Origin of the sequence: Nocardia sp. GCM10030253 (assembly GCF_042675075.1) — a bacterium.
Taxonomy (GTDB): Bacteria; Actinomycetota; Actinomycetes; order Mycobacteriales; family Mycobacteriaceae; genus Nocardia.
In genome coordinates, this window is sequence record NZ_JBHTDL010000005.1 from 208,013 (window position 1) to 231,234 (window position 23,222).

The following is a 23,222-nucleotide window of genomic DNA, read 5'->3' on the forward strand; positions in this document are numbered from 1 at the left end:
CGACACACCGGGTTTTCGGCCTCGGATAGTTCATTTCCCGAGCTCGGCAACAACTCCTACACGTCGTAGTAGGACGAAGATCACGGAAGGGAGTCCCGATTTCCTCACCAATCCCCGATCGCCCCGGCCCGGCTGACGCCCCGGTCGACCAGCTCGATGATCTCCTCGACATTGTCCGGCGCCATCATGCGCAAACCGTCCAGCGAGTTGACCCTGGCGGCCAGGGTGATGCTCGATAGCATCCAGATGCTGTCGCAGGTGAGCAGGTCGGCGGTGAACAGCGACTTGTACTCACACTTCCAGCCGGCTTTCTCGGCCTCGACGAACAGTGCCCGCTGGGTGACGCCGGGCAGGATGCCGTTCTTCGCGGGCGGGGTGATCAGCTGCTTGTCACGCACGATCACCACGCTCGAGCGCGGACCTTCGAGCACGCGGTTCTCGGTGCTGGTGAAGATCACGTCGTCGGCGCCCATCCGGTGCGCGAACCGCAGTGCCGCCATATTGGAGGCATAGGACAACGTCTTCGCACCCAGCAGCTGCCACGGTGCGGCCTGCGCCAGATCCACCGAAATGCCGCGCGAAAGCGTCACCACCGAAACACCATCGGTCCTGGCCTGCTGCACCCGCTCCGGCACCGGCAGCACCAGCACATAGGAGGTGGGCACCGGCACCGCCGCGGCGAGATCACCGGAGGTGACCGTGGACTTGGCCCCGGACAGTTCGGTGTCGCGGCCCCGCGTGCACACCAGTCGCATCACACCTTCGCGTTCGGTGCCCCATTCCTTCGCCGCCCGCTCGACCGCCTCGCGCCACCGCCCCAGTTCGGGCTCGGGCAAGTCCAGCGCCTGCGCCGAACGCCGCAGCCGACCTAGATGAAACTCGATCGCACAAGGATTGCCGGACCGCACCAGCACCGTCTCGAAGACACCGTCACCACGAAGCACGCCGATATCGTCGGCAAATAACAACGGCGCGTCCGCATCCCGGACCGCGCCGTCGAGTGTTACCAAAACTCGATCTACCATGCGTGGAAGCGTAGGCCCTGTTCGCTGGCCGTGCCTACGTCACGGCAATGTTCGCGGCCGCTTTTAGGGTGGTATCCGACCGACCGCGACTCCTACGTCGTGGTTGCCTGGGCAGCTCCCCGATCGAACACCCGCCGGCAGCCCGACTACGGCACGCGCCTGGGCAGCCGCCTAGAGTGGTTGGCGTGTCCGTGGTCGTTGTACCCAGCCCCATCCTTGTTGTCCCGGGTGCCGTCGCGGGAGCAGCCGGTTCGCCGGATGCCGCCGTCGCATGGCATTACGGCGATCCGTTCGGGGAGCAACGCGCAGCAGTCGAGCGGGTGGCGATCGTCGATCGGTCGCATCGTTTCGTGCTGAGCATTACCGGCGCCGAGCGGCTGACCTGGCTGCACACCATCAGCAGCCAGCACATCGCGAACCTGGGCGACCGGAAGTCGGCGGAGAATCTGGATCTCGATCTCAACGGCCGGGTGCTGCACCATTTCGTGCTCACCGACCTGGACGGCACGCTGTGGATCGACACCGAGGCCGACCACGGACCCGCGCTGCTCGAATTCCTGAAGAAGATGGTCTTCTGGGCCGACGCCAAGCCCGACGCAGCCGATTACGCGGTGCTGAGCCTGCTCGGCCCACAGGTGAGCACGCTGACCGAGACCCTGGGTCTGACCGAGCCACTGCCCGACATCTACGACGCGGTGCCACTACCCGGCGGCGGTCTGCTGCGCCGGATGCCATGGCCCACCGACGATTCCTTCGATCTGGTGATCCCGCGTGACCAGCTGTCCGACCTATGGACCCGGCTGACCGCCGCAGGCGCCGAACCCGTCGGCATGTGGACCTTCGAGGCGCTACGCGTCGCGGCACTGCGCCCGCGCGTCGGGTTGGACACCGATGAGCGGACCATCCCACACGAGGCGCACTGGATCGGCGGCATTGCCGAGCAAGGCGCGGTCCATCTGAACAAGGGCTGCTATCGCGGACAGGAAACGGTGGCCCGGGTGCACAACCTCGGCAAACCACCGCGCCATCTGCTGCTGCTGCACCTCGACGGCTCCGCCGACGATCGCCCCGCTGTCGGCGACGACGTCACCGCGGGCGGACGCGCGGTCGGCCGGATCGGCACCATCATCGACCACTACGAACTCGGCCCGATCGCCCTGGCCTTGATCAAGCGCACCATCCCGGCCGATACCGCGCTGACCGCCGGGCCGTGCGCCGCCGCGATCGATCCGGATTCGGTGCCCGCGGACGACGCACCACAAGCAGGCAGGCTCGCGGTCGACCGCCTGCGCGGACGCTGAGCTGTGTTGGTACGCACAAACCAGACACCGAGAGGGGCAGTGCCGATGCCACCCGATGACTTCGCCCGCGTGCTGGCGGTCTGCGTCGTCCACGCCGAACTCGAGGTGCCGGGCCGGGTCGGCAAAACCGCGATCGACAAGCGGCCGCAGCCCGATCGGGTGGTGGTGCGATCCCTCGGACTCGACGGCGACCACGTGTGCGACACCAAGAATCACGGCGGCATCCATCAGGCCGTATACGCCTACGCCGAGGCGGATGCCCTGCGCTGGGCAGACGAGCTCGACCGCGAACTGCCCGCAGGCTGGTTCGGCGAGAACCTGCGGATCTCCGGGCTCGCGGTCAGCGACGCCGTGATCGGCGCCCGCTGGTCGATCGGCGACACGTTGCTCGAAGTGAGCGCCCCGCGAGTGCCGTGCGCCACCTTCCAGCACTGGTCCAACGAGGCCAAATGGGTCAAGCGCTTCACCCTCCAGAGCGATACCGGGGCATACCTTCGGGTCCTGGCCGAAGGCACGATCGGCGCCGGCGACCAGGTGACGGTGGTGCACATCCCCGAGCATGGTGTCACTGTCCGCGACCTGTTCACCGGTACCGACCTCGACCGGCTCGAGTTGCTGCTGACGGCCGAGCCGTCGATATCCGACGATGTCCGGATGCAGGTCGAGCGGCACGTGCGCCGACATGCGAACCAGCAACGCGCCGAGCAACATCGGGCCGACGACCTTGCGACGGGAGTGCAGCGATGAGTCAGCGCGCAGGAACGACGGAACCGAGCGTCAGCGAGGTGGAGTCGTGAGTGAGCGCAGCGAGCGAACCATGTCACAGTGTGCGTCGCGCACGACGGAACCGAGCGTCAGCGAGGTGGAGTCGTGAGTGTCGAACTCGTCGAGGTCGTGCGTTCCGGTTTCCGTGAATGCGTACATCGCGGGTCGGCCGTGATCCTCGGCCGAGACGGCGAGCCCACTCTCGCACTCGGCGAGGTGCACGTGCCGATCTTCCCGCGCTCCACCAACAAACCGTTGCAGGCGATCACTCTGCTGCGCAACGGCTTCGAGCCCCTCGACGACGCGGAGCTGGCCATCGCGACGGCCTCGCACTACGGCGAGCAGGACCATGTCGCGCTGGTGCGCAGACTGCTCGAACGGTTCGGGTTCGGCGAGAAGGCCCTCGAATGCCCGCCCGACCTGCCGTCGGACGAACGGGCACGGGCCGCGGCGCTCGCCGGATCCGTTGCGCCGAGCCCGGTCTACATGAACTGTTCCGGCAAGCATGCGGCGATGCTTGCCACCTGTGCCGTCAACGGCTGGCCGACCGAGGGCTACCTCGACGAGGCGCACCCGCTGCAGCAGTCGGTGATCGCCACCATCACCGAGCTCACCGGGGAACCGGAGACCGATCTCGGTATCGATGGCTGCGGGCTGCCGATCATCCCGGTTTCGCTGGTCAATCTCGCACGCGCGTTCGCGACCATGGCAACAGCCGACCCCGCGGCACCGGAACGGCGCGTCGCCGACGCGATTCGCGCTCATCCGCGAGTGATTTCCGGCACGAACGCGCCCGATTTATTGACTATGCAGGCAACCCCCGGACTGGTCTGCAAGATCGGCGCCGACGGCGTGCACGCCGGTGCGCTGCCGGACGGAACCGCCTTCGCATACAAGATCGATGACGGCCACGATCGGGCTCGAATCCCCCTGACGCTGGCCATTTTGCACCGAATGGGCATCGATTGGACCGACGCGCATACCGAGCTCGCGGCCCCCGCGGTACTCGGCGGCGGTGCCAGAGTGGGCGTTATCCGTGCCATCCCCGGGGTGCTGTAGGCACCAGCGCCGAGGGCGACAACCTGGCAAACGGCACCTCGTGACGAGTTCTTCACCCACTCCTGGAAGCGAGACCGCCGGACACACGCTAAAGTGTCTGTCAGGAAGATATCAATTCGAACGGGGCCGCCAAACCACCCCAGGCCGCCCCGCAGTGACGCGAGGGGGTCAGCCATGGGCCGTGGCCGGGCTAAGGCAAAGCAGACCAAGGTCGCACGCGAGCTGAAGTACAGCTCTCCGTCGACCGACTTCACGAGCCTTCAGCGCGAGTTGGCGGGTAGCAGTGCTCCCCACACCGCGCAGCGCAGTGATGTGATCTCCGACGAGCACGATGTCGACGAGTCGCGGTCCCGCTGGGACGGCGACGATAATTACGACGACTGGCGCCGCTGACACACGTCAACGTACGAGGGGGAGGCCCTGGCCTCCCCCGCTTTCATGCGTCGATCGACCCTGTGTCGGCGGACGCAACCATCTAGGCCTGCAACAGAATTACCTGCATACGACAACAGAGTCCCGCATCATCCGATGCGGGACTCTGTTGTGCGTTCAGCGGTCTGTCAGAACCTCGGGTGCTCGCCGACCAGGACCGCACGCAACGCGTCCGCATCCTTGGCCTTCTTGACGGTGCCGAGGGTCCAGCATTCGATGTGCCGCGCGGTCAGTACCGCAAGCGCCCGGTCGACGTCCTCCGGCGCGACGACAGCAACCATCCCGACGCCCATGTTGAAGGTCTTCTCCATCTCCACCCGCTCGACCCGGCCGCGCTGGGCGATCATCTTGAAGACCGGCGCGGGATTCCAGGTGCCACGATCGAGTTCGGCGACCAGACCCGCGGGCAGCACCCTGCCCAGGTTGGCGGCCAGTCCGCCACCGGTGACGTGTGCGAAGGTGCGCACATCGGTTTCGGCGATCAGCGCAAGGCAGTCCTTGGCGTAGATCCTGGTCGGCTCGAGCAGTTCCTCGCCGAGCGTGCGACCGAACTCCTCGACGTGCCCGGTCAGCGACATCCGGTCGATGTCGAGCAGCACCTTGCGGGCCAGGCTGTAGCCATTGGAGTGCAGGCCCGACGCGCCCATCGCGATCACCACGTCGCCGGGCCGCACCCGGTCCGGGCCGAGCACCGCGTCGGCCTCGACCACACCGACACCGGTCGCGGACAGGTCGTAGTCGTCAGGATCCATCAGGCCGGGGTGCTCGGCGGTCTCGCCACCGAGCAGCGCGCAGCCTGCCTGTACGCAGCCGTCGGCGATACCGGAGACCAGTTCGGCGACCCGCTCCGGCACTACCTTGCCGACGGCGATGTAGTCCTGCAGGAACAGCGGCTCGGCGCCGCACACCACCAGATCGTCGACGACCATGGCGACCAGGTCGAGCCCGACGGTGTCGTGCTTGTCCATGGCCTGCGCGATCGCGATCTTGGTGCCGACGCCGTCGGTCGAGGCGGCGAGCAGCGGCTCGCGGTAGCCACCCTTCAGCGCGAACAGTCCGGCGAATCCGCCGAGCCCACCCTGGACTTCGGGACGGCTGGCCTTCTTCGCCAATGGTCCGAACAACTCGACGGCGCGGTCACCGGCCTCGATGTCCACGCCGGCTGCGGCGTAGGAGGCACCGGCGCCACTGGGTGTCTGTTCAGTCATTTTCGGGGAAAGCTCCAAACCGAATCGGCGGATAGATGCCTGATCACGCTACCGGAGCCGGATAACGAGCACGCACCGGTATTAGCGCTTGTCCGCCTCTCCGGGTCTTTTGCCGGTATTGGGTGCCGCGAGCCTCGAGCACCGGACCGGCGGGTGAGTGCTCGACCTGTTTCGGGCGCACCCGACGAGTTATCCATGAGCGAGCGAAATCGATTGTCGCGTCATGCATGTCCGCCGCCGGTGTGCGTGCGCGATCATTCATCTCCCAACTCGGTCGTGAACAGGCTCGCCGTCTCGGCTCGACGACGGCGCTGTTCCACAGGATCGGGAACCGGCACCGCGGCGACCAAGCGTTGTGTGTACTCCTCCTGCGGCGCCCGCAGGATCCGATTCCGATCGCCCTGTTCGACGACCGCGCCGTCGCGCAGCACCACGATCCGATCAGCCAACTGGTCGACCACGGCGAGATCGTGGCTGATGAACAGGCAGGCCCACCCGCATTCACGTTGCAGCTGCCCGAACAGCTCGAGCACGGCGGCTTGCACCGACACATCCAGCGCACTGGTCGGCTCGTCGGCGACCAGCAGATCGGGGTCAAGCGCCAGCGCCCGCGCCAGGCTGGCGCGCTGACGCTGACCACCGGACAGCTCGTGCGGATAGCGGCGGTCGGTCCCCGCGGGCAGTTGCACGTCCTCGAGCAGGTGCCGTACCCGCTCGCGGATCTGTGCCGCGCTACCCATCTTGTGCACGATCAGCGGTTCGGCGACGCAGTCGCCGACGGTGAGCCGCGGATTGAGCGAGCTGGCCGGGTCTTGGAAGACGAAGCCGAAGCGGCGCCGGATCGGCCGCAGCTGCCGTTGCGACAGCTTGGCGATGTCCTGCCCACGGACTCGGACAATCCCCGACGTCGGGCGTTGTAGCGCGGCGACACAGCGGCCGATGGTCGACTTGCCCGATCCCGATTCACCGACCAGACCGAGCGTCTCGCCTGGCCCGATGCACAGGCTCACGTTGTCCACCGCGCGGAACGGCGGCCTGCCGAACGGTCCGGGGAACTGGACCACCAGGTCGGACACCTCGAGCACCGGGTCGCCCGCGATCGTCACATCTTTCGGCGGGCCGTGCTCGAGCTGTGCGGTGCCGAGATGGGGCACCGCCGCGAGCAACGCACGGGTGTAGTCCGCACGCGGATTCGCGAACAGCTCGTCCACCGCGGCCTCCTCCACCACCCGGCCGTCGCGCATCACCACGACCCGGTCGGCGAGGTCGGCGACCACACCCATGTTGTGGGTGATGAGCACGATGGCGCTGCCGATGCGATCGCGCAGATCCCGCAGCAGCTCCAGGATTTCGGCTTGCACGGTGACATCGAGTGCGGTGGTCGGCTCGTCGGCGATGATCACCTTCGGCTCGCAGGCGATGGCGATGGCGATCACCACGCGCTGCTTCTGCCCGCCCGAGAGTTGATGCGGGTAGTAGTCCACCCGATGCTCCGGGTCGGGCAGCCCGACCAGCCGAAGCAGTTCCACCGCACGCGCTTTGGCCGCCTTGCGACCCATATCGCTGTGGGCCCGCAGCGCCTCGCCGATCTGGAAGCCGACGGTGAACAGCGGATCGAGCGCGAGGCCTGGCTCCTGGAACACCATCGAGATCGCACCACCGCGCAACGCGGTGAGCTGCTTCTCGCTCATCGAGGTGATGGCCTCGCTGCCGAGAGTGACCAGGCCGCGCACCCGCGCCGTGGCGGGCAGCAACCCCATCGCCGTGCGGGAGCTCACCGACTTCCCGGAACCCGACTCCCCCACGATGGCGAGGACCTCGCCGGGGAATACCTCATAGGACACATTGCTGACGGCATGGACGGGCCCGGCGTCGGTGGCGAACGTCACCGACAGCGATTCGATCGACAACGCAGGTCGGCGATCGGCAACCACGGACGGCTCACTCATCGGTCTTGTCCTTCCGCACTGCGCCGCCTGCTTCGGCACCGCCATCAGCAGCAGCATCCTTGTCCAGCGAGGTACCGCCGCCATCGGCCGCTGCCTCGCCCGCATCCGCATCGGTTTCCGCTGCGGCAGTGGGATTCTCGGCACCGTCCACCTCGGCGGCACCGTCCACCTCGGCGGCCGCAACGCTGTCGTCCGCGGACATCGCAACGGCACGGCGGGTCCGCAGCAGCGGGTTGAGGGCCTCATTGAGGCTCTCTCCGACCAAGGTCATCCCGAGCACCACGAGAACAATGGCGGTACCGGGAAAGATGCTGGTCCACCAGATGCCGTTGGAGACATCGTTGAGCGCCTTGTTCAGGTCGTAGCCCCATTCGGCGGCCTGGGTCGGCTCGATGCCGAAACCGAGGAAGCCGAGGGCGGCCAACGTCAGGATCGCGTCGGCGCCATTGAGGGTGATGATCACCGGCAACGACTGGGTGACGTTGGCGAGGATGTGCCGGAACAGGATTCGCGTGGTGGAGGCGCCGGTGACCCGTGCGGCATCCACGTACGGTTCGTTCTTCACCGCGACCGTGGCGTTGCGTACCACCCGAAAGTACTGCGGCACATAGATCGCCGTAATCGCGACCGCGGCCGAAAGCACGCCGCCGAAGCTGCTCGACTGGCCGCCTGCCACCACGATCGACACGACGATCGCGAGCAGCAGCGTCGGGAACGCGTAGATGGCGTCCATGAAGAGCACGAGTATCCGGTCGACCCAGCGGCCGACATATCCGGACACCAGACCGAGCGGCACGCCGATGAGCAACGACAGCGTCAGCGAGATCGCGATCACATAGAGCGCGGTGCGAGCACCGTAGATCACCCGGGAGAACACGTCTTCACTCCGGACCGATGTGCCGAACCAGTGCTGCCCCGACGGCGGTTGCTGCGCAACGAAAGCGACACCGTCGGAAGAGTTCTGGGCAAGCCCGTACGGGGCGATCAAGGGCGCCAGGATCGCCGTCAGCACGAACAACGCGACCAGGCCGAGACCGACCATCAGGGTCACTCGCTGCAGCCCAGCGGTCATCGTGAACAGTCGCAGCCCCGGCAACCGCCTGCGGACGTTCGGCGGTACCGGTGGCACGACCAGCGGCTCGCTGGCCAATTCCGGTGCGGTCATCAGAACCTCACCCTCGGATCGATCAGCGCGACGACGACATCCACCAGGAAGCTCATGGCCGCGACGGCGAGTGCGACGAACGCGACGATGCCCTGCACCGCGATGAAGTCACGTTGATGCAGATATTCCGCGAGCTGATAGCCGAGCCCCTTCCACTCGAAGGTCGTCTCGGTGAGCACCGCCCCGCCCAGCATCATCGCGATGTACATGCCCATCACCGTGACGATGGGAATCATCGCGTTGCGCACGGCATGTCGGCCGGTCACCACCCGCGCGGAGAGCCCGCGGGCCCGCGCGGCGTCCACGTAATCGCTGCGCAGGGTCTGGATCAGATTGATGCGCACCAGCCGCAGGAAGATGCCCGCGGTCAGCAGGCCGAGCGCGATCGCCGGCAGCACAGCGTGTTTCAGCACATCGACGAGATAGCTGGTGTCGCCGTAGAGGATCGCGTCGATCACCATGATGTTGGTCTTCGGCGAAACGTGCTGCAGTTCGAGCTCCACCGGGGTGCTGGCCCGGCCCGCGACCGGCAGCCAGTCCAGTTTCACCGCGAAGATCAACTTCAGCAGCATGCCGACGAAGAAGACCGGCGCCGCGTAGGCCAGGATGGCGAACATGCGCAACCCGGCGTCAGCGGTCGAATCACGATGTGTCGCCGCGTATCTGCCCAGCGGAACGCCCACCGCGAAGGCCACGAGCAGTGCCCAGAACACCAGCTCGAGTGTCGCGGCACCGTAGGTCGTGACCACCTCGCTGATCTGCCGATTGTCTTGGGAGTGACCGAAATCCCCGTGCATCAACCCGCGGATGTACTCCCAGTACTGGGTCAGGATCGGCCGGTTCAACCCGGCCGCTTCCTTGCGCACTTCGATCTGCTCCTGGGTCATGCGACCGCCCATCGCCGCACTGATCGGATCGCCGATCACCCGCATCAGGAAGAACACGACCGTCACCAGAATCCACGCGGTCGGCAGGATCAGCAGTAGCCGAATCACCAAGTACCGCAACAGTGCAAGCTGACGGGAGTCCCCGCCACCCCCCTTGACGCGGCGCGGCAGCCCGAACCGCCGGGCTCGAGGCGGTGCCGTTTCGAGCGACCTGCGAGCAGTCGCTAGCGATGCCTCGAGCCCGGCTTCATCAGATGTCACTTGCTCAGTACCGTGTAGCGGAACTTGAACGAGGCGTCGAGTGTCTGCGGCACCCCCTGCACCTTGGGATTCGCTACCGCAATCTGCTTGCCCGACAACAACGGAAGCGTCGGCAGGTAGTTCTGCGCCAGGTCACGCTGCACCGCCTCGATCAACTTGACGCGCTTGTCCTTGTCCGGCTCCGTCACCTCCGCGGTGAGCTGCGCGGTGATCTTCGCCTCCTCGAAGTGCGACTGCAGGAAGTTGTTCGGCGCGAAGAACGGGGTCAGGTAGTTGTCTGCGTCCGGGAAGTCCGGGAACCAGCCGAAGTGATAGAGCGGGTAGCCGTCACGCGCACGTTCACGCTGGTAGGTAACCCATTCGGTGGATTGCAGGTTCACCTTGAACAGCCCGGATGCCTCCAGCTGCGACTTGATCGCCGCGTACTCCTCGGAGCTGCTCGAACCGTAGTGATCCGGGTTGTATTGGAGGTTGAGCTCGACCGGCGTCGCGACGCCCGCGTCGGCGAGGAACTTGGCGGCCGCGTCCTTGTTGGGCTTCGCGCCGTAGAGCTCTTGGAGCGGCTCCGCGGCACCCGGCATACCTTGCGGTACATAGCCGTACGCGGGCTTGTAGGTGTTCTTGTAGACACCCTCGGCCAGTGCGGGACGGTCGATGGAGGACGCCATGGCCTTGCGCACCGCGAGCTTCTGCTCCGGCGTACCGCCCGGCATGGTGTTCATGTTGAACACGATGTACCGCAGCTCACCGCCGGGACCGTCGTACACCTTGACCTTGTCGTTGCCGCGCAGTGATTCGATGTCGGTCGGAGTGAAGGACCGGTAGCCGACGTCGAGCGCACCGTTCTGCAGGTCGAGCTTCATGTTGTCGGAGGTGGCGTAGTACTTGGTGGAAATCGTCGAGGTCTTCGGGGTGCCGAGGATGCCCTTGTAGTCCGGGTACGCCTTGTACTCGACCAGCTTGTTCTTGTCGTAGCTCGCGATGGTGTAGGGCCCGGAGTAGCCCTTGGCCTTCACCACGTCCTCGTCGGCCATGACCTTGTCGGCCGGATAGACCTTCTCGTCAACGATCGGACCGGCCTGGGTCGGCAGGATCGCCGGGAAGGTCTGGTCGTTGGCCACCTTCAGGGTGAACGCGACGGTCAGGTCGTCGACGGCGTCGGTCTTGTCCAGGTTGCCGAGCAGTGAGGCGGGCCCGTTGGGGTCGTTGATCTTGACCATCCGGTCGAAGGAGAACTTGACGCTCGTGGCGGTCAATGGATTCCCGTTGGCGAACTTCAGCCCGGACTTCAGCTTGCAGGTGTACACGGTCGGCGTGGTGAACTCACACTTCTCCGCGGCGTCCGGTTTCGGGGTGGCATCGCCGGGGGTGAAGTTCAGCAGATACGAATAGATCTGGGTCTCGACCAGCAGCGATCCATTGTCGTACGCGGCAACGGGATCCAACGAGAAGATCTTGTCCGTGGTGCCGGCAACCAACCCGGCACCGTCACCGCCATCCCCGGTCCGTCCGGAACCGCAGCCGGCCAGTCCAGCGGCCAGCAGCGCTGCCGCGCCGACGGCCGCGCATGCTCGCATCCGCTTTCGTTCTCCAGGCGTCCTTGAAACCAACATCAGGGCCCCACTTCTCGAGCGCCGCACCGCGTTCTCCTGGATCACAGGCCCGGTACGGACACGGTGAACTTCCGATATAACCGGGGACCGTACCCACGATCCATTTCCGACAGGTTGCGTTTTCAAAGAAAAATTGCCGGGGCGTTATCAGCCGTTGCATATCGCGCAGAGGCCGCCCCCGCTCACCGGTCAAATGACCAGGTTCGCGCCGAAACCACCGCGACGGTGTCTCGAGGAGGCCATATCACGAGCAGGGACAGCCGATGGCCGGTACCCAGTCGCTCGGGACCCAAACCAACGCAATCGATCAGCCGGTTTACCCGACTGCCGGATAACCCGACGCCAGGCTTCGTCGTCGCGGACTCGACGCGGGATCAGTAGGGCGCGGCAGGGCGCATAGACCCACCGTAGAACCCGGCTTTCGCGGGTACGAACACGCGAGTTCTCAGGACGGAGAGGTCCCAGAACAACAGGGAGGTCGACAACCGCTCAAGGACGACTGAGCGCGCTCGCATTCGCGTTGTCGCCCAACAGCATTGCCTCGGACTGCCCGCTGAGCATGCCCTCGAGCACGTTCTTGCCGATTGCCGCCTCGGTCGGCAGCGCGATCGGGTAGTTGCCGTCGAAGCACGCAGAGCACAGTCGCGAGCGCGGCTGTTCGGTCGCCGCGATCATGCCTTCGGTCGAGATGTAGCCGAGGGTGTCGGCGCCGATCGAGCGGCGCACACCCTCCACCATGTCGGCGTAGCTGTCTTCCGCGCCCGCGCCGTTGGCGATCAGCTCGGCCCGCGAGGCGAAGTCGATGCCGTAGAAGCACGGCCACTTCACCGGCGGCGAGGCGATCCGCACGTGGATCTCCAATGCGCCTGCCTCACGCAGCATTCGGATCAGCGCGCGCTGGGTGTTGCCGCGCACGATGGAGTCGTCGACAACGATGAGCCGCTTGCCGCGGATCACCTCGCGCAGCGGATTGAGCTTGAGTCGAATGCCGAGTTGGCGAATGGTCTGGCTCGGCTGGATGAAGGTGCGCCCGACGTAGGCGTTCTTCATCAGGCCCTGCCCATACGGCACACCCGAGCCCTGGGCGTAGCCGACCGCGGCGGGGGTGCCGGACTCCGGAACCGGGATCACCAGGTCGGCCTCGACCGGATGCTCATGGGCGAGCAGCCGCCCGATCTCCACCCGGGTCGCGTGCACCGAGCGACCGGAGATGGTGCTGTCCGGCCTGGCCAGGTACACGAATTCGAAGACACAGCCCTTGGGCTCCTGGTTGGCGAAGCGCATCGACCGGACACCCTCGGCGTCGATCGCCAGCAGTTCGCCCGGTTCGATCTCACGGACGAAGGCGGCGCCGACGATATCCAGTGCGGCCGTTTCGCTGGCAACAACCCAGCCACGATCGAGCCTGCCGAGACACAGCGGCCGCACACCGTGCGGGTCGCGCGCGGCGTACAGGGTGTGCTCGTCCATGAAGGTGAGGCAGAACGCACCCTTCAGGGTCGGCAGCAGCTCCATCGCCGCCTGCTCGATGCTCGAGTCCGCGGCGGCGTGTGCGAGCAGTGCGGTCACCACGTCGGAGTCCGAGGTCGCGGCGATCGGCGCGGGGCGGCCGCCCGCCACCGTCGCGCCGCCGATCAGCCCGAGTTCCCTTGCCCGGCCTGCCAATTCGGAGGTGTTGACCAGATTGCCGTTGTGGCCCAAGGCAAGTCCGGAACCGACAGCGGTGGTGCGGAAGATCGGCTGGGCATTCTCCCAGGTGACGCCGCCGGTGGTGGAGTAGCGGCAGTGGCCGATGGCGATATGACCCGGCATCGCGGCCAGGGTCTGCTCGTCGAACACCTGGCTGACCAGTCCCAGATCCTTGAAAACCAGGATCTGCGAACCATCGGAAACGGCGATGCCCGCCGCCTCCTGACCACGGTGCTGCAACGCATACAAGCCGTAGTAAGTGAGCTTGGCCACGTCCTCACTCGGCGCCCAGACTCCGAACACACCACACTCTTCGCGTGGCTCGTTCTCGTCCTGATCCGGGGCGTCGGAAAGTCTGTCGACCGGCAGTTCGGCGTTGGTCACCGTTTGCTCCCTGTTCGGGCGGGCTGGGGGCAACCGTCATTCTACGGGTGAATTTCTGTGCGTGATCACCGACGCCGCATCCGTGCAGCAATCACCGTGGCGAGCTGCGTATATTCCGACCCGGTCAGCTGTTACCGTGCGACCCGTGACGACTACCGACAGTGGGGGCACGGCGGAGGGCAATTCCGGAGGGTCGCAGCGTCACCGCTGGCTGCGCATGGTGCTGCTCCCTGTCGCGGTACTGACCCTGCTGACCACGCTGCTCGCCATCATGTACCTGGACTATGTCGTCGATCCGGAGGGGAACCTGCACGACTTCCCCATCGCCCTGGTCAACCAGGATGTCGGGGACACCATCGGTGCGCCTGGCCAGGAGAAACGCGTCACCTTCGGCGACCAGGTGGCCGACGGCCTGAAGCAGGCCGTGCCCGCCGGCCAAATCGACCTCCGGGTGCTCGGCATCAACGAGGCCCAGCTCCAGATGCAGAGCGGCAAGATCTACGGCGCCATCATCATTCCGAGCGATTTCAGTAAGCGGCTCGTCATTTTCGGCGCAGGCAGCGTGATACCCGGTGATATCGAGCGCCCGATCATCACCCTGCAGACCAATCCGCGCACCGGCGCCTTCGCCACCCAGATCGTCAACCGCATCGGCGCCCAGGCGCTGCCGCAGGTGAACGCGCAGGTCGGCAAGCAGCTGACCGAACAGGTGCATGCCCAGCTGACGCCGCCGCCCGGCGGGCCGGAGCTGACCGCAGCCACCCGAGTCGCACTGGCGAATCCGCTGCAGATCGTCGTCGAACCCTTCCGACCTCTGCCGAGCGGAACCGGCGAGGGCCTCACCGCCTTCTTCTTCGCCCTGCTACTGCTGCTGGCCGGTCTGGTCGGTTCTATGACCATTCACACGATGATCGATGCGGCGCTTGGTTTCGTGCCGACCGAGTTCGGGCCTTGGTTCGTGCATTTCCCGCCGACACCGATCTCCCGATTCCGGACGCTGCTGATCAAGTGGGGCGTGATGGTGCTGACCGCGAATGTCGTCGCGGCGATCTTCCTCATCGTCGCCAAAACGCTCGGCATGCCGATCGACCATCCGCTCGGCCTGTTCCTCTACAGCGCGTTCGCGATCATCGCTGTCGGCATTACCGGCCTTTCGGTGCTCGCCGCAATCGGCTCCGCGGGACTGCTGGTCAACCTGATCTTGTTCATCGTCCTCGGCCTGCCCTCCTCGGGCGGCACGGTACCGATCGAGGCCACTCCGAAGTACTTGGGCTGGCTGGCCGAGTTCGAGCCGATGCACCAGGTCTACCTCGGCGTCCGCGCCATCCTCTACTTCGATGGCAACTCCGCCGCCGGTATGTCCCGCGGCGTCTGGATGGCCGCACTCGGCCTCGCCGTCGGCCTCGTCTTGGGCGCCGTCATCACCCGCTACTACGACCACAAGGGCATGCACCGCAGCGCCACCACCCGAACGGCGACCGCCTGATCGGCCGCACGCCACGCCGTGCCCGGTTCGAGCAGCATTGCTGGTCCGCACCGCCATGTCACCGAATCAGCAACCGCGTGAACGACTTACCGGCGACGCAGGTGGGCCGACCCAGATCCGCTCAATCCCTGGCAACGCTCAGGATCGGCAGCCAGTGTGCTACCTCGGCAGCGCGATTACCGGAGGCGGTCACCGCGCCGACGTCAACGGCGGCGGCGAAATCGAGCAGGCCGGTAGCCAGCAGCAGCCAGGTGCGTGGGTCGGTCTCCACCACATTCGGGGGCGTGCCCCTGGTGTGGCGCGGACCTTCGATGCACTGCACCGCGACGAACGGTGGCACCCGCACCTCCACCGAATGACCAGGCGCCGAGGCCGCGAGAGCGCGCACGCTGGTACGTACGGCGGCCGCGAGCTCGGTGCGGCCAGGTTCGGGGGCCGATTCATCGCGCAGCCAGTCGGACACCGCCATAACCGCTGCCCTGACCGCTGCCGGATCCACCGTTCCACGTCCCGCCACGACAACCGAGATTACTGAACGACCCGGTGGGACCTGTTGCCCGGGACGTGCCGCTCGCCTGCTCACCGCCACGCCTGTGCCGGGCCATCGCATATCGAAACCACCGTCTTGCCGACTGATCAGGAGGTCGAGCGACGAGCCCATCGAACAGCGAGCCGTGGCGCGAGCGCCCCGCCCGCGTTGATGGCCAGGTGCAGCAGGGCAGGGGCGGTGGCACTGTCGGTACGGCGGCGGAGCATGCCGAGGACGAGTCCGCCGAGCGCGGTGGCGGCGACGGTCGCCGGGACACTGTCGCCCGCGGCGCGCGCGGGCTGGATATGCCACAGCCCGAAGGTGCTCGCGCCGAGAAGAATTCCCGCGCGCGAGCCGAAGGTATTGTCCAGCAGTGGATCCAGGGTGCCGCGGAAGATCAGCTCCTCGCTGTAGACGGTGCCGATCGGGATGTGCACGACAATCCATTCCGCCGGCGTGACATCCGGGCCGCGGTCGGCGAACTGGCGTAGCCGACGTCGCACTTCCGGAATGGCAACAGCCGCACTGTAACCCGCGACAACAACGGATGCCGAGGCAAGCCCGTAGCGCAGTCCGCGAACCGACGACCAGTTCGCCCTGCCATCGAACACCAGCGCGTACCCTGTCGCGAACCCCGCGTTGGCCGCGGTCCTGCCGCGCATGTCGAGGCCGAGGCGCGGCAGCAGCCAATTGCTCCATATCAACGGAGCAGTCACGGCAGCAACGCTTTTCGCGATGCCACCGGCACTCACTTGATCTCCCGCTCGTAGTCCTCCGCCGCCTCGAGCTGCCTGCGGATCTTGTCGGACAGTTCCGCGGTCCAATCCGGTGGTTGCGCGACGGCCACCCAGCCGTCCAGCACCAGGCTGCCATAGCGGTGCCCGTGGCCGTCGGTGACGCCCTGAGCATTGGTGAGATCGGCGGCCACCTGCCAGAAGGTGACGAAGGGCCACCAGCGCATCTGCGAGGAGACGTCCGAGCCGCGTGGCTCCGAGAGCCAATCCGGTTGGGAGAGGATCAGATCGGGTGACCACCACACGATCGGATCGGAGGCGTGCTGCAGATAGGCGATGCGCGGGGACCGCCATTCGGGACCCGGTCTGGCGAGATCGGCACTGTCGCTGGCGAATCGGACGACAAGGCCGTCCGCGTACACCGGCTGCACCTCCCGGGAACCGGGGTCGCGCCGCGAAACGAACTGCTGCCACAGCCGATTGGAGTTCGGCGGGCCGACCCACAGCGCTCCATCCACCTTCGCCCGCAGATCCGCAAGCCCGTCGAAGGCCCCCTCCGAGCCCTGCGAACCCAGGCTCTCCCCGTACACCAGCAGTTTCGGCCGTGACTGCGGCGGCCGCGCCTTCCAATGCTCGTACACCGCGTCGAAAATTCTCTTGCCCGCGTCCATGGCCTTGCCTCGGTCGGCGAGGAACGACAGCACGCTGGGCAGATACGAGTACTGCGAGGCGACGATCGCGGTATCGCCGCCGTACATGTACTCGATCGCCCCGGTCGCCATCGAATTCACCCAGCCGGTGCCGGTGGTGGTGACCACCACGATCACCTTCCGGTCGAATGCCCCGGTGCGCTCCAACTCGGACACCGCCAGCTGCGCCTGCGCCTCGCCGTCGGCTGCCGACTCCAATCCCACATAGGCCCTGATCGGCTCGCGGGCCTGCCGGCCCGTGACCGCCGCGATCCGATTGGCGGAGGGACCGTGCGAAACGAACCACCGTCCCTCGAAACCGAGCGAATCCCATTTCGCCAATGACGCCGGGCTGCCGGACCGCTCGGACTGATACGGCTGCACCGCGTTGGGCGAGGTGTGATCGTTGCGCACGCTGAATGCCGAGTTGGCCACGGCGAAGAAGGCGCGGGATGCCACGCCGTTGAAGATGGTGACGACCAGCAGTACCAGCACCAGGAACCCCGCGGTCGGCGCGAGCTCGCGCGGCACCCGTACCCAGCGGTTGAGCTGGCGGGCCAGGAACAGGATGATCTCGCGCAGCGTCCGGTACACCGCGACCATCGCCGCGCCGACGGCCACGCTGAGCAGTCCGGTGCGCAGGTAGGCGGGCGTTGTGGTGCCCTCCATGTCCATCAGCGCGGTGATCTCCCGTTGCCAGCGCGCCGACTGCACCAGCATCAGCCCCGCGCTCAGTGCGGCGGTCAGCAGGATGGCGGATTTCAGCGCGTAGCGCACCCAGGTCGGTGGCCCGGGAACCTTCAGCCGCGGCCGAATCCACAGGCGGAACAGCCATTCCAGCATGCAGCCGAGGCCGTAGCCGAGCGCGGCGTTGACGCCACTGATCAGGCCCTGGAACAGCCAGTCGCGCGGTACCAGCGAGGGCGTCACCGACAGTGCGAAGAACACCGTCGCGACGATCAGCCCGACATAGTTCAGATCGATGATGTCCTCGGCCCGCCGCACGACAACGAGGCCGCGCGCACGCAGCTTCGTCAAGGTCGTGTCGGTCTCGAGCACGATCGGCTCAGCGTGACCGCACGGTGCCGCGGTCGGGCACGGGTGGCGTCGGCGGGTCCGTAACGATCATCACCCGAACAGTATGGCGGTGGGCTACGTCATCGGGGCGCGTTGGCCGGCCGCCACGCGGTGACCTCGACGCAGATCACAGTGCTCGACGCGCGGCTCGTGAAACGCACGCCTGGTAGGCGTAGTGGGCGTGTTGGTCGAGATACCCGACAGATCGCCCAATCACCCAGGTACCCAAGCGATTACCCCGCGCGCGGCAATTACCCATCGCGCTCGAGTAGTTGTACCCGGTCGCACGTGCCGCCCGGCCAGCAGACTCGGTACCCATGAGCACACCCGACGCACAGCCGAAGACCACCTCGGCCTTCCTCGCGCAGGCCGCGATCGCGTTCGGCGTCAGCTTCTTCGGGACCGGCGTCGGCATCTTCTATCTACCACTGGACTTCGCACAGCGCGGCTTCCTCGCGATGTCGGTCCTGTTCCTGGTATCGAGCACCTTCACCTTGGCGAAGGTGGTTCGCGACCAGCAGGAGACCGCGAGCGTACGCAGCCGCATCGACGAGGCGCGGATGGAAAAACTGATCGCTGAGCACGATCCGTTCAAAACCGTCGCCTGACGGCGCTCACCTGGGCGGGCCCGGCAACGAGGGGTCCAGGTCCGCTCAGGTGGTGCGTTGCCGCTCGAGCTCACGCTCGCTATTTGAGCTCGCGCTCGCGCACGGCCGACTGCTCCAGGTAGGCCCGGATCCGATCCGACAGCTCCGCCGACCAATCCGGCGGCCGCGTGATCGCCGCCCAGCCGTCCAATACCAGCGAGCCGTAGCGGTGACCGTGCCCGTCGGCGACGCCTTGCGCGTTGGGCAGGTCGGCGGCGACCTGCCAGAACGTGACGATCGGATACCAGGCCATCGTCGGCGACACATCCGGCCCGCGCGGTTCGCGCAGCCAGTCGGGTTCCTCGAACAGCAGATCGGGCGACCACCAGATCACCGGGTCGGAAGCATGCTGCAGGTAGGCGATGCGCGGCGCCAGCCAGGTGTCCGACGGCTTCGCCAGATCACCGCGATCGTCGGCGAAGCGGACAACCAGGCCGTCCGCGTAGGTCGGCAGTATCTCCGGCGCCCCTGGATCGCGGCGCGTGGTCAACTCGCTCCACAGCCGATTCGAGTTCGGCGGCCCGACCCAGAGCACTCCGTCGGCCTTCGCCCGGATATCGGCAAGGCCGGAGAAGGCGGCTTCCGAACCCTGCGAGCCGAGGCTCTCGCCGTAGACGAGCAGCTTCGGCCGCGCCTGCGCGGGCCGCGCCGACCAATGCTCATAAACCTTGTCGAACACCAGCTTTCCGGCCTGCGTCGCCTTGGCCTTGTCCGAGAGGAACGACAGCACGCTCGGCAGATACGAATACTGGCTGGCGACGATCGCGGTATCGCCGCCGTACATCATCTCGACGGATTCGGCGCTGGTCGAGTCGACCCATCCGGTGCCCGTCGTGGTCACCACGACAAGCACCTTGCGGTCGAACGCACCGGTGCGCTCCAACTCCGCCACCGCGAGTTCCGCCTGAGCCTCCGGGCCGTCAGCGGATTCGAGTCCCGTGTACACCCGAATCGGCTCGCGCGCCGGCTTGCCGGTGACCTGGCTGATAGTGGCGGCGTCCGGACCGTAGGACACGAACCAGCGCCCCTCCGAGCCGAGCGTCTCCCATTTCGCCATCGATGCCGGACTACCGGAACGCTCCGGACCCTGCGGTTGCACGGCATTCGGCGAGGTGTGGCTGTTGCGCACGCTGAAAGCCGAATTCGCCACGCTGAAAAAGGCTTTGGACAGCACACCGTTGAACAGCAGGATCGCGGCAATCGCGACGAGCACGAAGCCGACCGGCATCGCCACCCGGCGCGGGATGTGCACCCATCTGGTCAGCTCACCGGCAACCCAGCGCACCAACCACCTGACGCCACGAAACAGCCCGATGGCGATCGCGCACACAAGAGCGCTCAACGCGCCGGTGCGCAGAAACCCCGAGGTGGTCGTGGGATCCATCCCCATCAGCGTGGTGATCTCGCGCTGCCACCGCGCCGACTGCACCAGCATCTCGACCGCGACGACAACGCATGCCACAACGATCGCGACCCTGACCGCGCCGGGTAGCCAGTTCGGCCGCTGCTCCAGCACATGCGTGACAGATGCGGGCAACTGCACGCTGGGCCGAATCCACCGGCGATACACCCACTCCAGCACACACCCGACGCCGTAGCCGATGGCCGCGTTGATGCCGCTGACCAAGCCCTCGAACAGCCAATCACGCGGCAGCAGTGACGGGGTCAGCGACCAAGCGAAGAAAACGGTGGCAACGACGAGCCCGACATAGTTGGGGTGGAAGAAACGCTCGACGGCGCCGACAATCCTGCCTGCGCCGTCGCCTAGACCTGCCGCTGGCGACTGCTTACCGGTCGCTCGAAACGACCCTGAGACTTCTCGAGCCCCAGCCCCGGTCAAATAACGCCGGCCCCGAACAGCTTCGGCAGCGTGCCCTCGTGCGCGGCGCGCAACTCGTCCATGGGGATGGTGAACTGGCCCTGGACCTCGACGGAATCGGCGCCCTGGTCGACAACGCCGATGCGCACCCACGGCAGCTCGCGCGCGGTGCACATCTTGGTGAAGCGGGTCTCCTCGGAACGCGGCACCGCGACGAGGACACGGCCCGCCGACTCGGAGAACAGTGTCACGAACGGGTCCGCGCCCTCGGGAAGCAGGATGCGGCACCCGGTTTCGCCGGCCAGCGCGGCCTCGACGACGGCCTGGATCAGACCGCCCTCGGAGAGGTCGTGCGCGGCGCTGATCATGCCGTCGCGCGAACCCGAGGTCAGCACCTCGGCGAGCAGCTGCTCACGGGCGAAGTCGACCTTGGGCGGCACACCGCCGAGGTGGTCGTGGGCGACCTGGGACCAGATGGAGCCGCCGAACTCGTCATGGGTGTCGCCGAGCAGGATCAGCGTCTCGCCCGGCTCCAGGCCGAGACCGGTCGGGATGCGCCGGTGCACGTCGTCGATGACGCCGAGCACGCCGACCACCGGGGTCGGCAGGATGGCGTCCTGTCCGGTCTGGTTGTAGAAGCTGACGTTGCCGCCGGTCACCGGAATACCAAGGGCGACACAACCGTCCGCGAGACCGCGCACGGCCTGCTGGAACTGCCACATCACGCCGGGATCCTCGGGGGAACCGAAGTTGAGGCAGTTGGTGACGGCCTTCGGCGTCGCGCCGGTGGTCGCCACGTTGCGGTAGGCCTCGGCCAGTGCCAGCTGCGCGCCGGTGTAGGGGTCGAGCTTGGTGTAGCGGCCCGACGCGTCGGTGGCCAGCGCGATACCGCGGCCGGTCTGCTCGTCGATGCGGATGACGCCCGCGTCGGCGTGCTCGGCGAGCACAGTGTTGCCGCGCACGTAGCGGTCGTACTGCTCGGTGATCCACTTGCGGCTGCACAGCTGCGGGCTGGAAATCATCCGCAGCAGCGTTTCGCGCAGCTCGTCCGGGGTCTTCGGCCGGGTCAGCGTGTCGGTGTTGTCGGCGATGAGCGCATCCTGATCATCGGGGCGCAGCACCGGGCGCTCGTACACCGGGCCCTGGTGGGCGACCGTGCGCGGCGGCACATCGACAACGGTCTCGCCGTGCCAGCTGATGACGAGGCGGTCGCCGTCGGTGACCTCACCGATCACCGTGGCAAGCACGTCCCACTTGTGGCAGACGGCCATGAACGCGTCGACATTCTCCGGCGTCACGACCGCGCACATGCGCTCCTGCGATTCGCTGGAAAGCACCTCGGCCGGGGTCATGCCCTTGGCGCGCAACGGCACCTTGGTCAGGTCGATGTGCATGCCGCCGTCGCCCGCCGCGGCCAGTTCGGAAGTGGCGCAAGACAACCCGGCGCCGCCGAGGTCCTGGATACCGACCACCAGTTTGGCGGCGTACAGCTCGAGACAGCACTCGATGAGCACCTTCTCGGTGAACGGGTCGCCGACCTGGACGCTCGGCAGCTTCTTGCGGCCGGTGCCGGACTCGTCGCCGGAGAAGGTGTCCGAGGCGAGCACCGAGACGCCGCCGATGCCGTCGAGCCCGGTGCGCGCACCGAACAGGATGATCTTGTTGCCGGTGCCTGAAGCGAAGGCCAGATGCAGATCCTCGACCCGCATCACACCCGCGCACAGCGCGTTGACCAGCGGATTGCCCTGGTAGGAGGCATCGAACACGGTCTCGCCGCCGATATTGGGCAGACCGAGGGAGTTGCCGTAGCCGCCGACGCCGCGCACCACACCGTCGACAACCCGGCGAGTGTCGGGCGCGTCGGCCGCGCCGAAGCGCAGCTGGTCCATCACCGCGATGGGCCGTGCGCCCATGGCCATGATGTCGCGCACGATGCCGCCGACGCCAGTGGCCGCGCCCTGGTACGGCTCGACATAGGAGGGGTGGTTGTGGCTTTCCACCTTGAAGGTGACCGCCCAGCCGTCGCCGACGTCGACGACGCCCGCGTTCTCACCGATGCCTGCGAGCATGGAGGCCCGCATCTCGTCGGTGGTGGTCTCGCCGAAGTAGCGCAGATGCACCTTCGATGACTTGTAGGAGCAGTGCTCGCTCCACATCACCGAGTACATCGCCAGTTCGGCGTCGGTCGGCCTGCGACCGAGGATCTCCTTGATCCGCGCATACTCGTCGTCTTTCAGACCCAGTTCTTTATAGGGCTGCGAGATATCCGGAGTTGCTGCGGCTGCGCTGACGGTGTCGACCTGCGGAGTCACGGAGTACCAGGGTCCTTTCGGGCCGGAGCGCGAAGCTGGGGATTCGTCCCGAAGTTTAGCTGTGGCTCCGGATGGACATCGGGGCGCATCGGCCCCTCGCCCGGTTAGCCGGTTTCGCGCACCGATACCCAGGGGCTCGGCGCCGAATTCCATTGCGGGGAATGTGACGCATGGCATGGTGTAAACCCCGC

At 66.7% G+C, this 23,222-nt stretch carries 17 protein-coding genes and 1 pseudogene; 6 read left to right on the top strand and 12 right to left on the bottom strand.

Translation table 11 applies throughout. The features are described from left to right. Positions 1-104: 104 nt before the first annotated feature. Positions 105-1,025: an aminodeoxychorismate lyase gene (locus tag ACFQZZ_RS09310; protein ID WP_378676906.1), complete on the bottom strand. Its 921-nt coding sequence runs from the start codon at positions 1,023-1,025 to the stop codon at positions 105-107. Between the two features lie 185 nt (positions 1,026-1,210). Between ACFQZZ_RS09310 and ACFQZZ_RS09315 the strand changes: the two genes are divergently transcribed. The 4 genes from ACFQZZ_RS09315 to ACFQZZ_RS09330 all read left to right on the top strand — a co-directional run bounded on the left by ACFQZZ_RS09315 (position 1,211) and on the right by ACFQZZ_RS09330 (position 4,543). Further along, positions 1,211-2,326 carry a YgfZ/GcvT domain-containing protein gene (locus ACFQZZ_RS09315; RefSeq protein WP_378676908.1) on the top strand — a complete coding sequence of 372 codons (1,116 nt, stop codon included), beginning with the start codon at positions 1,211-1,213 and terminating at the stop codon, positions 2,324-2,326. A gap of 45 nt (positions 2,327-2,371) precedes the next feature. Further along, positions 2,372-3,073 carry an MOSC domain-containing protein gene (locus tag ACFQZZ_RS09320; RefSeq protein ID WP_378676911.1) on the top strand — a complete coding sequence of 234 codons (702 nt, stop codon included), beginning with the start codon at positions 2,372-2,374 and terminating at the stop codon, positions 3,071-3,073. 123 nt (positions 3,074-3,196) lie between these two features. Next, entirely contained in the window at positions 3,197-4,150 is a 954-nt protein-coding gene (locus ACFQZZ_RS09325; RefSeq protein WP_378676913.1) for an asparaginase, read from the top strand. 174 nt (positions 4,151-4,324) lie between these two features. Then, positions 4,325-4,543 carry a DUF3073 domain-containing protein gene (locus tag ACFQZZ_RS09330; RefSeq protein ID WP_378676915.1) on the top strand — a complete coding sequence of 73 codons (219 nt, stop codon included), beginning with the start codon at positions 4,325-4,327 and terminating at the stop codon, positions 4,541-4,543. 167 nt (positions 4,544-4,710) lie between these two features. Here ACFQZZ_RS09330 and purM read toward each other — a convergent pair whose 3' ends face one another. The 6 genes and pseudogenes from purM to purF form a co-directional block, all read right to left on the bottom strand. Further along, positions 4,711-5,790: a phosphoribosylformylglycinamidine cyclo-ligase gene (purM, locus tag ACFQZZ_RS09335; protein ID WP_378676917.1), complete on the bottom strand. Its 1,080-nt coding sequence runs from the start codon at positions 5,788-5,790 to the stop codon at positions 4,711-4,713. 254 nt (positions 5,791-6,044) lie between these two features. Next, positions 6,045-7,739 carry an ABC transporter ATP-binding protein gene (locus ACFQZZ_RS09340; RefSeq protein WP_378676920.1) on the bottom strand — a complete coding sequence of 565 codons (1,695 nt, stop codon included), beginning with the start codon at positions 7,737-7,739 and terminating at the stop codon, positions 6,045-6,047. Between the two features lie 211 nt (positions 7,740-7,950). Next, a pseudogene (locus ACFQZZ_RS09345) lies at positions 7,951-8,904 on the bottom strand (ABC transporter permease); the annotation flags it as partial. After that, positions 8,904-9,896, bottom strand: a complete 993-nt coding sequence (locus ACFQZZ_RS09350) for an ABC transporter permease (RefSeq protein WP_378678299.1) — start codon at positions 9,894-9,896, stop codon at positions 8,904-8,906. The pseudogene ACFQZZ_RS09345 and the gene ACFQZZ_RS09350, both read right to left, overlap by 1 nt. A gap of 152 nt (positions 9,897-10,048) precedes the next feature. Next, complete coding sequence (locus ACFQZZ_RS09355; protein WP_378676923.1) at positions 10,049-11,629, bottom strand: ABC transporter substrate-binding protein; 1,581 nt, start codon at positions 11,627-11,629, stop codon at positions 10,049-10,051. A 525-nt stretch (positions 11,630-12,154) separates the two neighbouring features. Beyond that, positions 12,155-13,738 (bottom strand): amidophosphoribosyltransferase, encoded by a 1,584-nt coding sequence (gene purF, locus ACFQZZ_RS09360; protein ID WP_378676925.1) that lies wholly within the window; start codon positions 13,736-13,738, stop codon positions 12,155-12,157. Positions 13,739-13,883: 145 nt separating this feature from the next. On the opposite strand from purF, the gene ACFQZZ_RS09365 reads away from it, so the two are divergent. After that, positions 13,884-15,224, top strand: coding sequence for a YhgE/Pip domain-containing protein (locus ACFQZZ_RS09365; RefSeq protein WP_378676926.1), 1,341 nt, complete (start codon positions 13,884-13,886; stop codon positions 15,222-15,224). 121 nt (positions 15,225-15,345) lie between these two features. On the opposite strand, the gene ACFQZZ_RS09370 is transcribed toward ACFQZZ_RS09365, so the two are convergent. The 3 genes from ACFQZZ_RS09370 to ACFQZZ_RS09380 all read right to left on the bottom strand — a co-directional run bounded on the left by ACFQZZ_RS09370 (position 15,346) and on the right by ACFQZZ_RS09380 (position 18,235). Beyond that, positions 15,346-15,741 (bottom strand): sterol carrier family protein, encoded by a 396-nt coding sequence (locus ACFQZZ_RS09370; protein ID WP_378676928.1) that lies wholly within the window; start codon positions 15,739-15,741, stop codon positions 15,346-15,348. A gap of 119 nt (positions 15,742-15,860) precedes the next feature. Further along, positions 15,861-16,469 carry a CPBP family intramembrane glutamic endopeptidase gene (locus tag ACFQZZ_RS09375; protein ID WP_378676931.1) on the bottom strand — a complete coding sequence of 203 codons (609 nt, stop codon included), beginning with the start codon at positions 16,467-16,469 and terminating at the stop codon, positions 15,861-15,863. Between the two features lie 32 nt (positions 16,470-16,501). Then, entirely contained in the window at positions 16,502-18,235 is a 1,734-nt protein-coding gene (locus tag ACFQZZ_RS09380) for an alpha/beta hydrolase (RefSeq protein WP_378676934.1), read from the bottom strand. 335 nt (positions 18,236-18,570) lie between these two features. Here ACFQZZ_RS09380 and ACFQZZ_RS09385 point away from each other — a divergent pair, with 335 nt between their 5' ends. Continuing rightward, entirely contained in the window at positions 18,571-18,861 is a 291-nt protein-coding gene (locus ACFQZZ_RS09385; protein WP_378676937.1) for a YiaA/YiaB family inner membrane protein, read from the top strand. 79 nt (positions 18,862-18,940) lie between these two features. Here ACFQZZ_RS09385 and ACFQZZ_RS09390 read toward each other — a convergent pair whose 3' ends face one another. Together ACFQZZ_RS09390 and purL are read right to left on the bottom strand one after the other, a co-directional pair. Then, positions 18,941-20,647 carry an alpha/beta hydrolase gene (locus ACFQZZ_RS09390; protein WP_378678302.1) on the bottom strand — a complete coding sequence of 569 codons (1,707 nt, stop codon included), beginning with the start codon at positions 20,645-20,647 and terminating at the stop codon, positions 18,941-18,943. Between the two features lie 89 nt (positions 20,648-20,736). After that, positions 20,737-23,031, bottom strand: a complete 2,295-nt coding sequence (purL, locus tag ACFQZZ_RS09395) for a phosphoribosylformylglycinamidine synthase subunit PurL (protein WP_378676939.1) — start codon at positions 23,029-23,031, stop codon at positions 20,737-20,739. Between the last annotated feature and the right edge of the window lie 191 nt (positions 23,032-23,222).

What these genes read in the sequence shown, in the direction of transcription:
- ACFQZZ_RS09340 (WP_378676920.1), bottom strand. Translation starts at nt 7,739, where the DNA reads ATGAGTGAGCCGTCCGTGGTTGCCGATCGCCGACCTGCGTTGTCGATC.
- ACFQZZ_RS09310 (WP_378676906.1), bottom strand. Translation starts at nt 1,025, where the DNA reads ATGGTAGATCGAGTTTTGGTAACACTCGACGGCGCGGTCCGGGATGCG.
- ACFQZZ_RS09320 (WP_378676911.1), top strand. Translation starts at nt 2,372, where the DNA reads ATGCCACCCGATGACTTCGCCCGCGTGCTGGCGGTCTGCGTCGTCCAC.
- ACFQZZ_RS09385 (WP_378676937.1), top strand. Translation starts at nt 18,571, where the DNA reads ATGAGCACACCCGACGCACAGCCGAAGACCACCTCGGCCTTCCTCGCG.
- purM (WP_378676917.1), bottom strand. Translation starts at nt 5,790, where the DNA reads ATGACTGAACAGACACCCAGTGGCGCCGGTGCCTCCTACGCCGCAGCC.
- ACFQZZ_RS09330 (WP_378676915.1), top strand. Translation starts at nt 4,325, where the DNA reads ATGGGCCGTGGCCGGGCTAAGGCAAAGCAGACCAAGGTCGCACGCGAG.
- ACFQZZ_RS09355 (WP_378676923.1), bottom strand. Translation starts at nt 11,629, where the DNA reads ATGCGAGCATGCGCGGCCGTCGGCGCGGCAGCGCTGCTGGCCGCTGGA.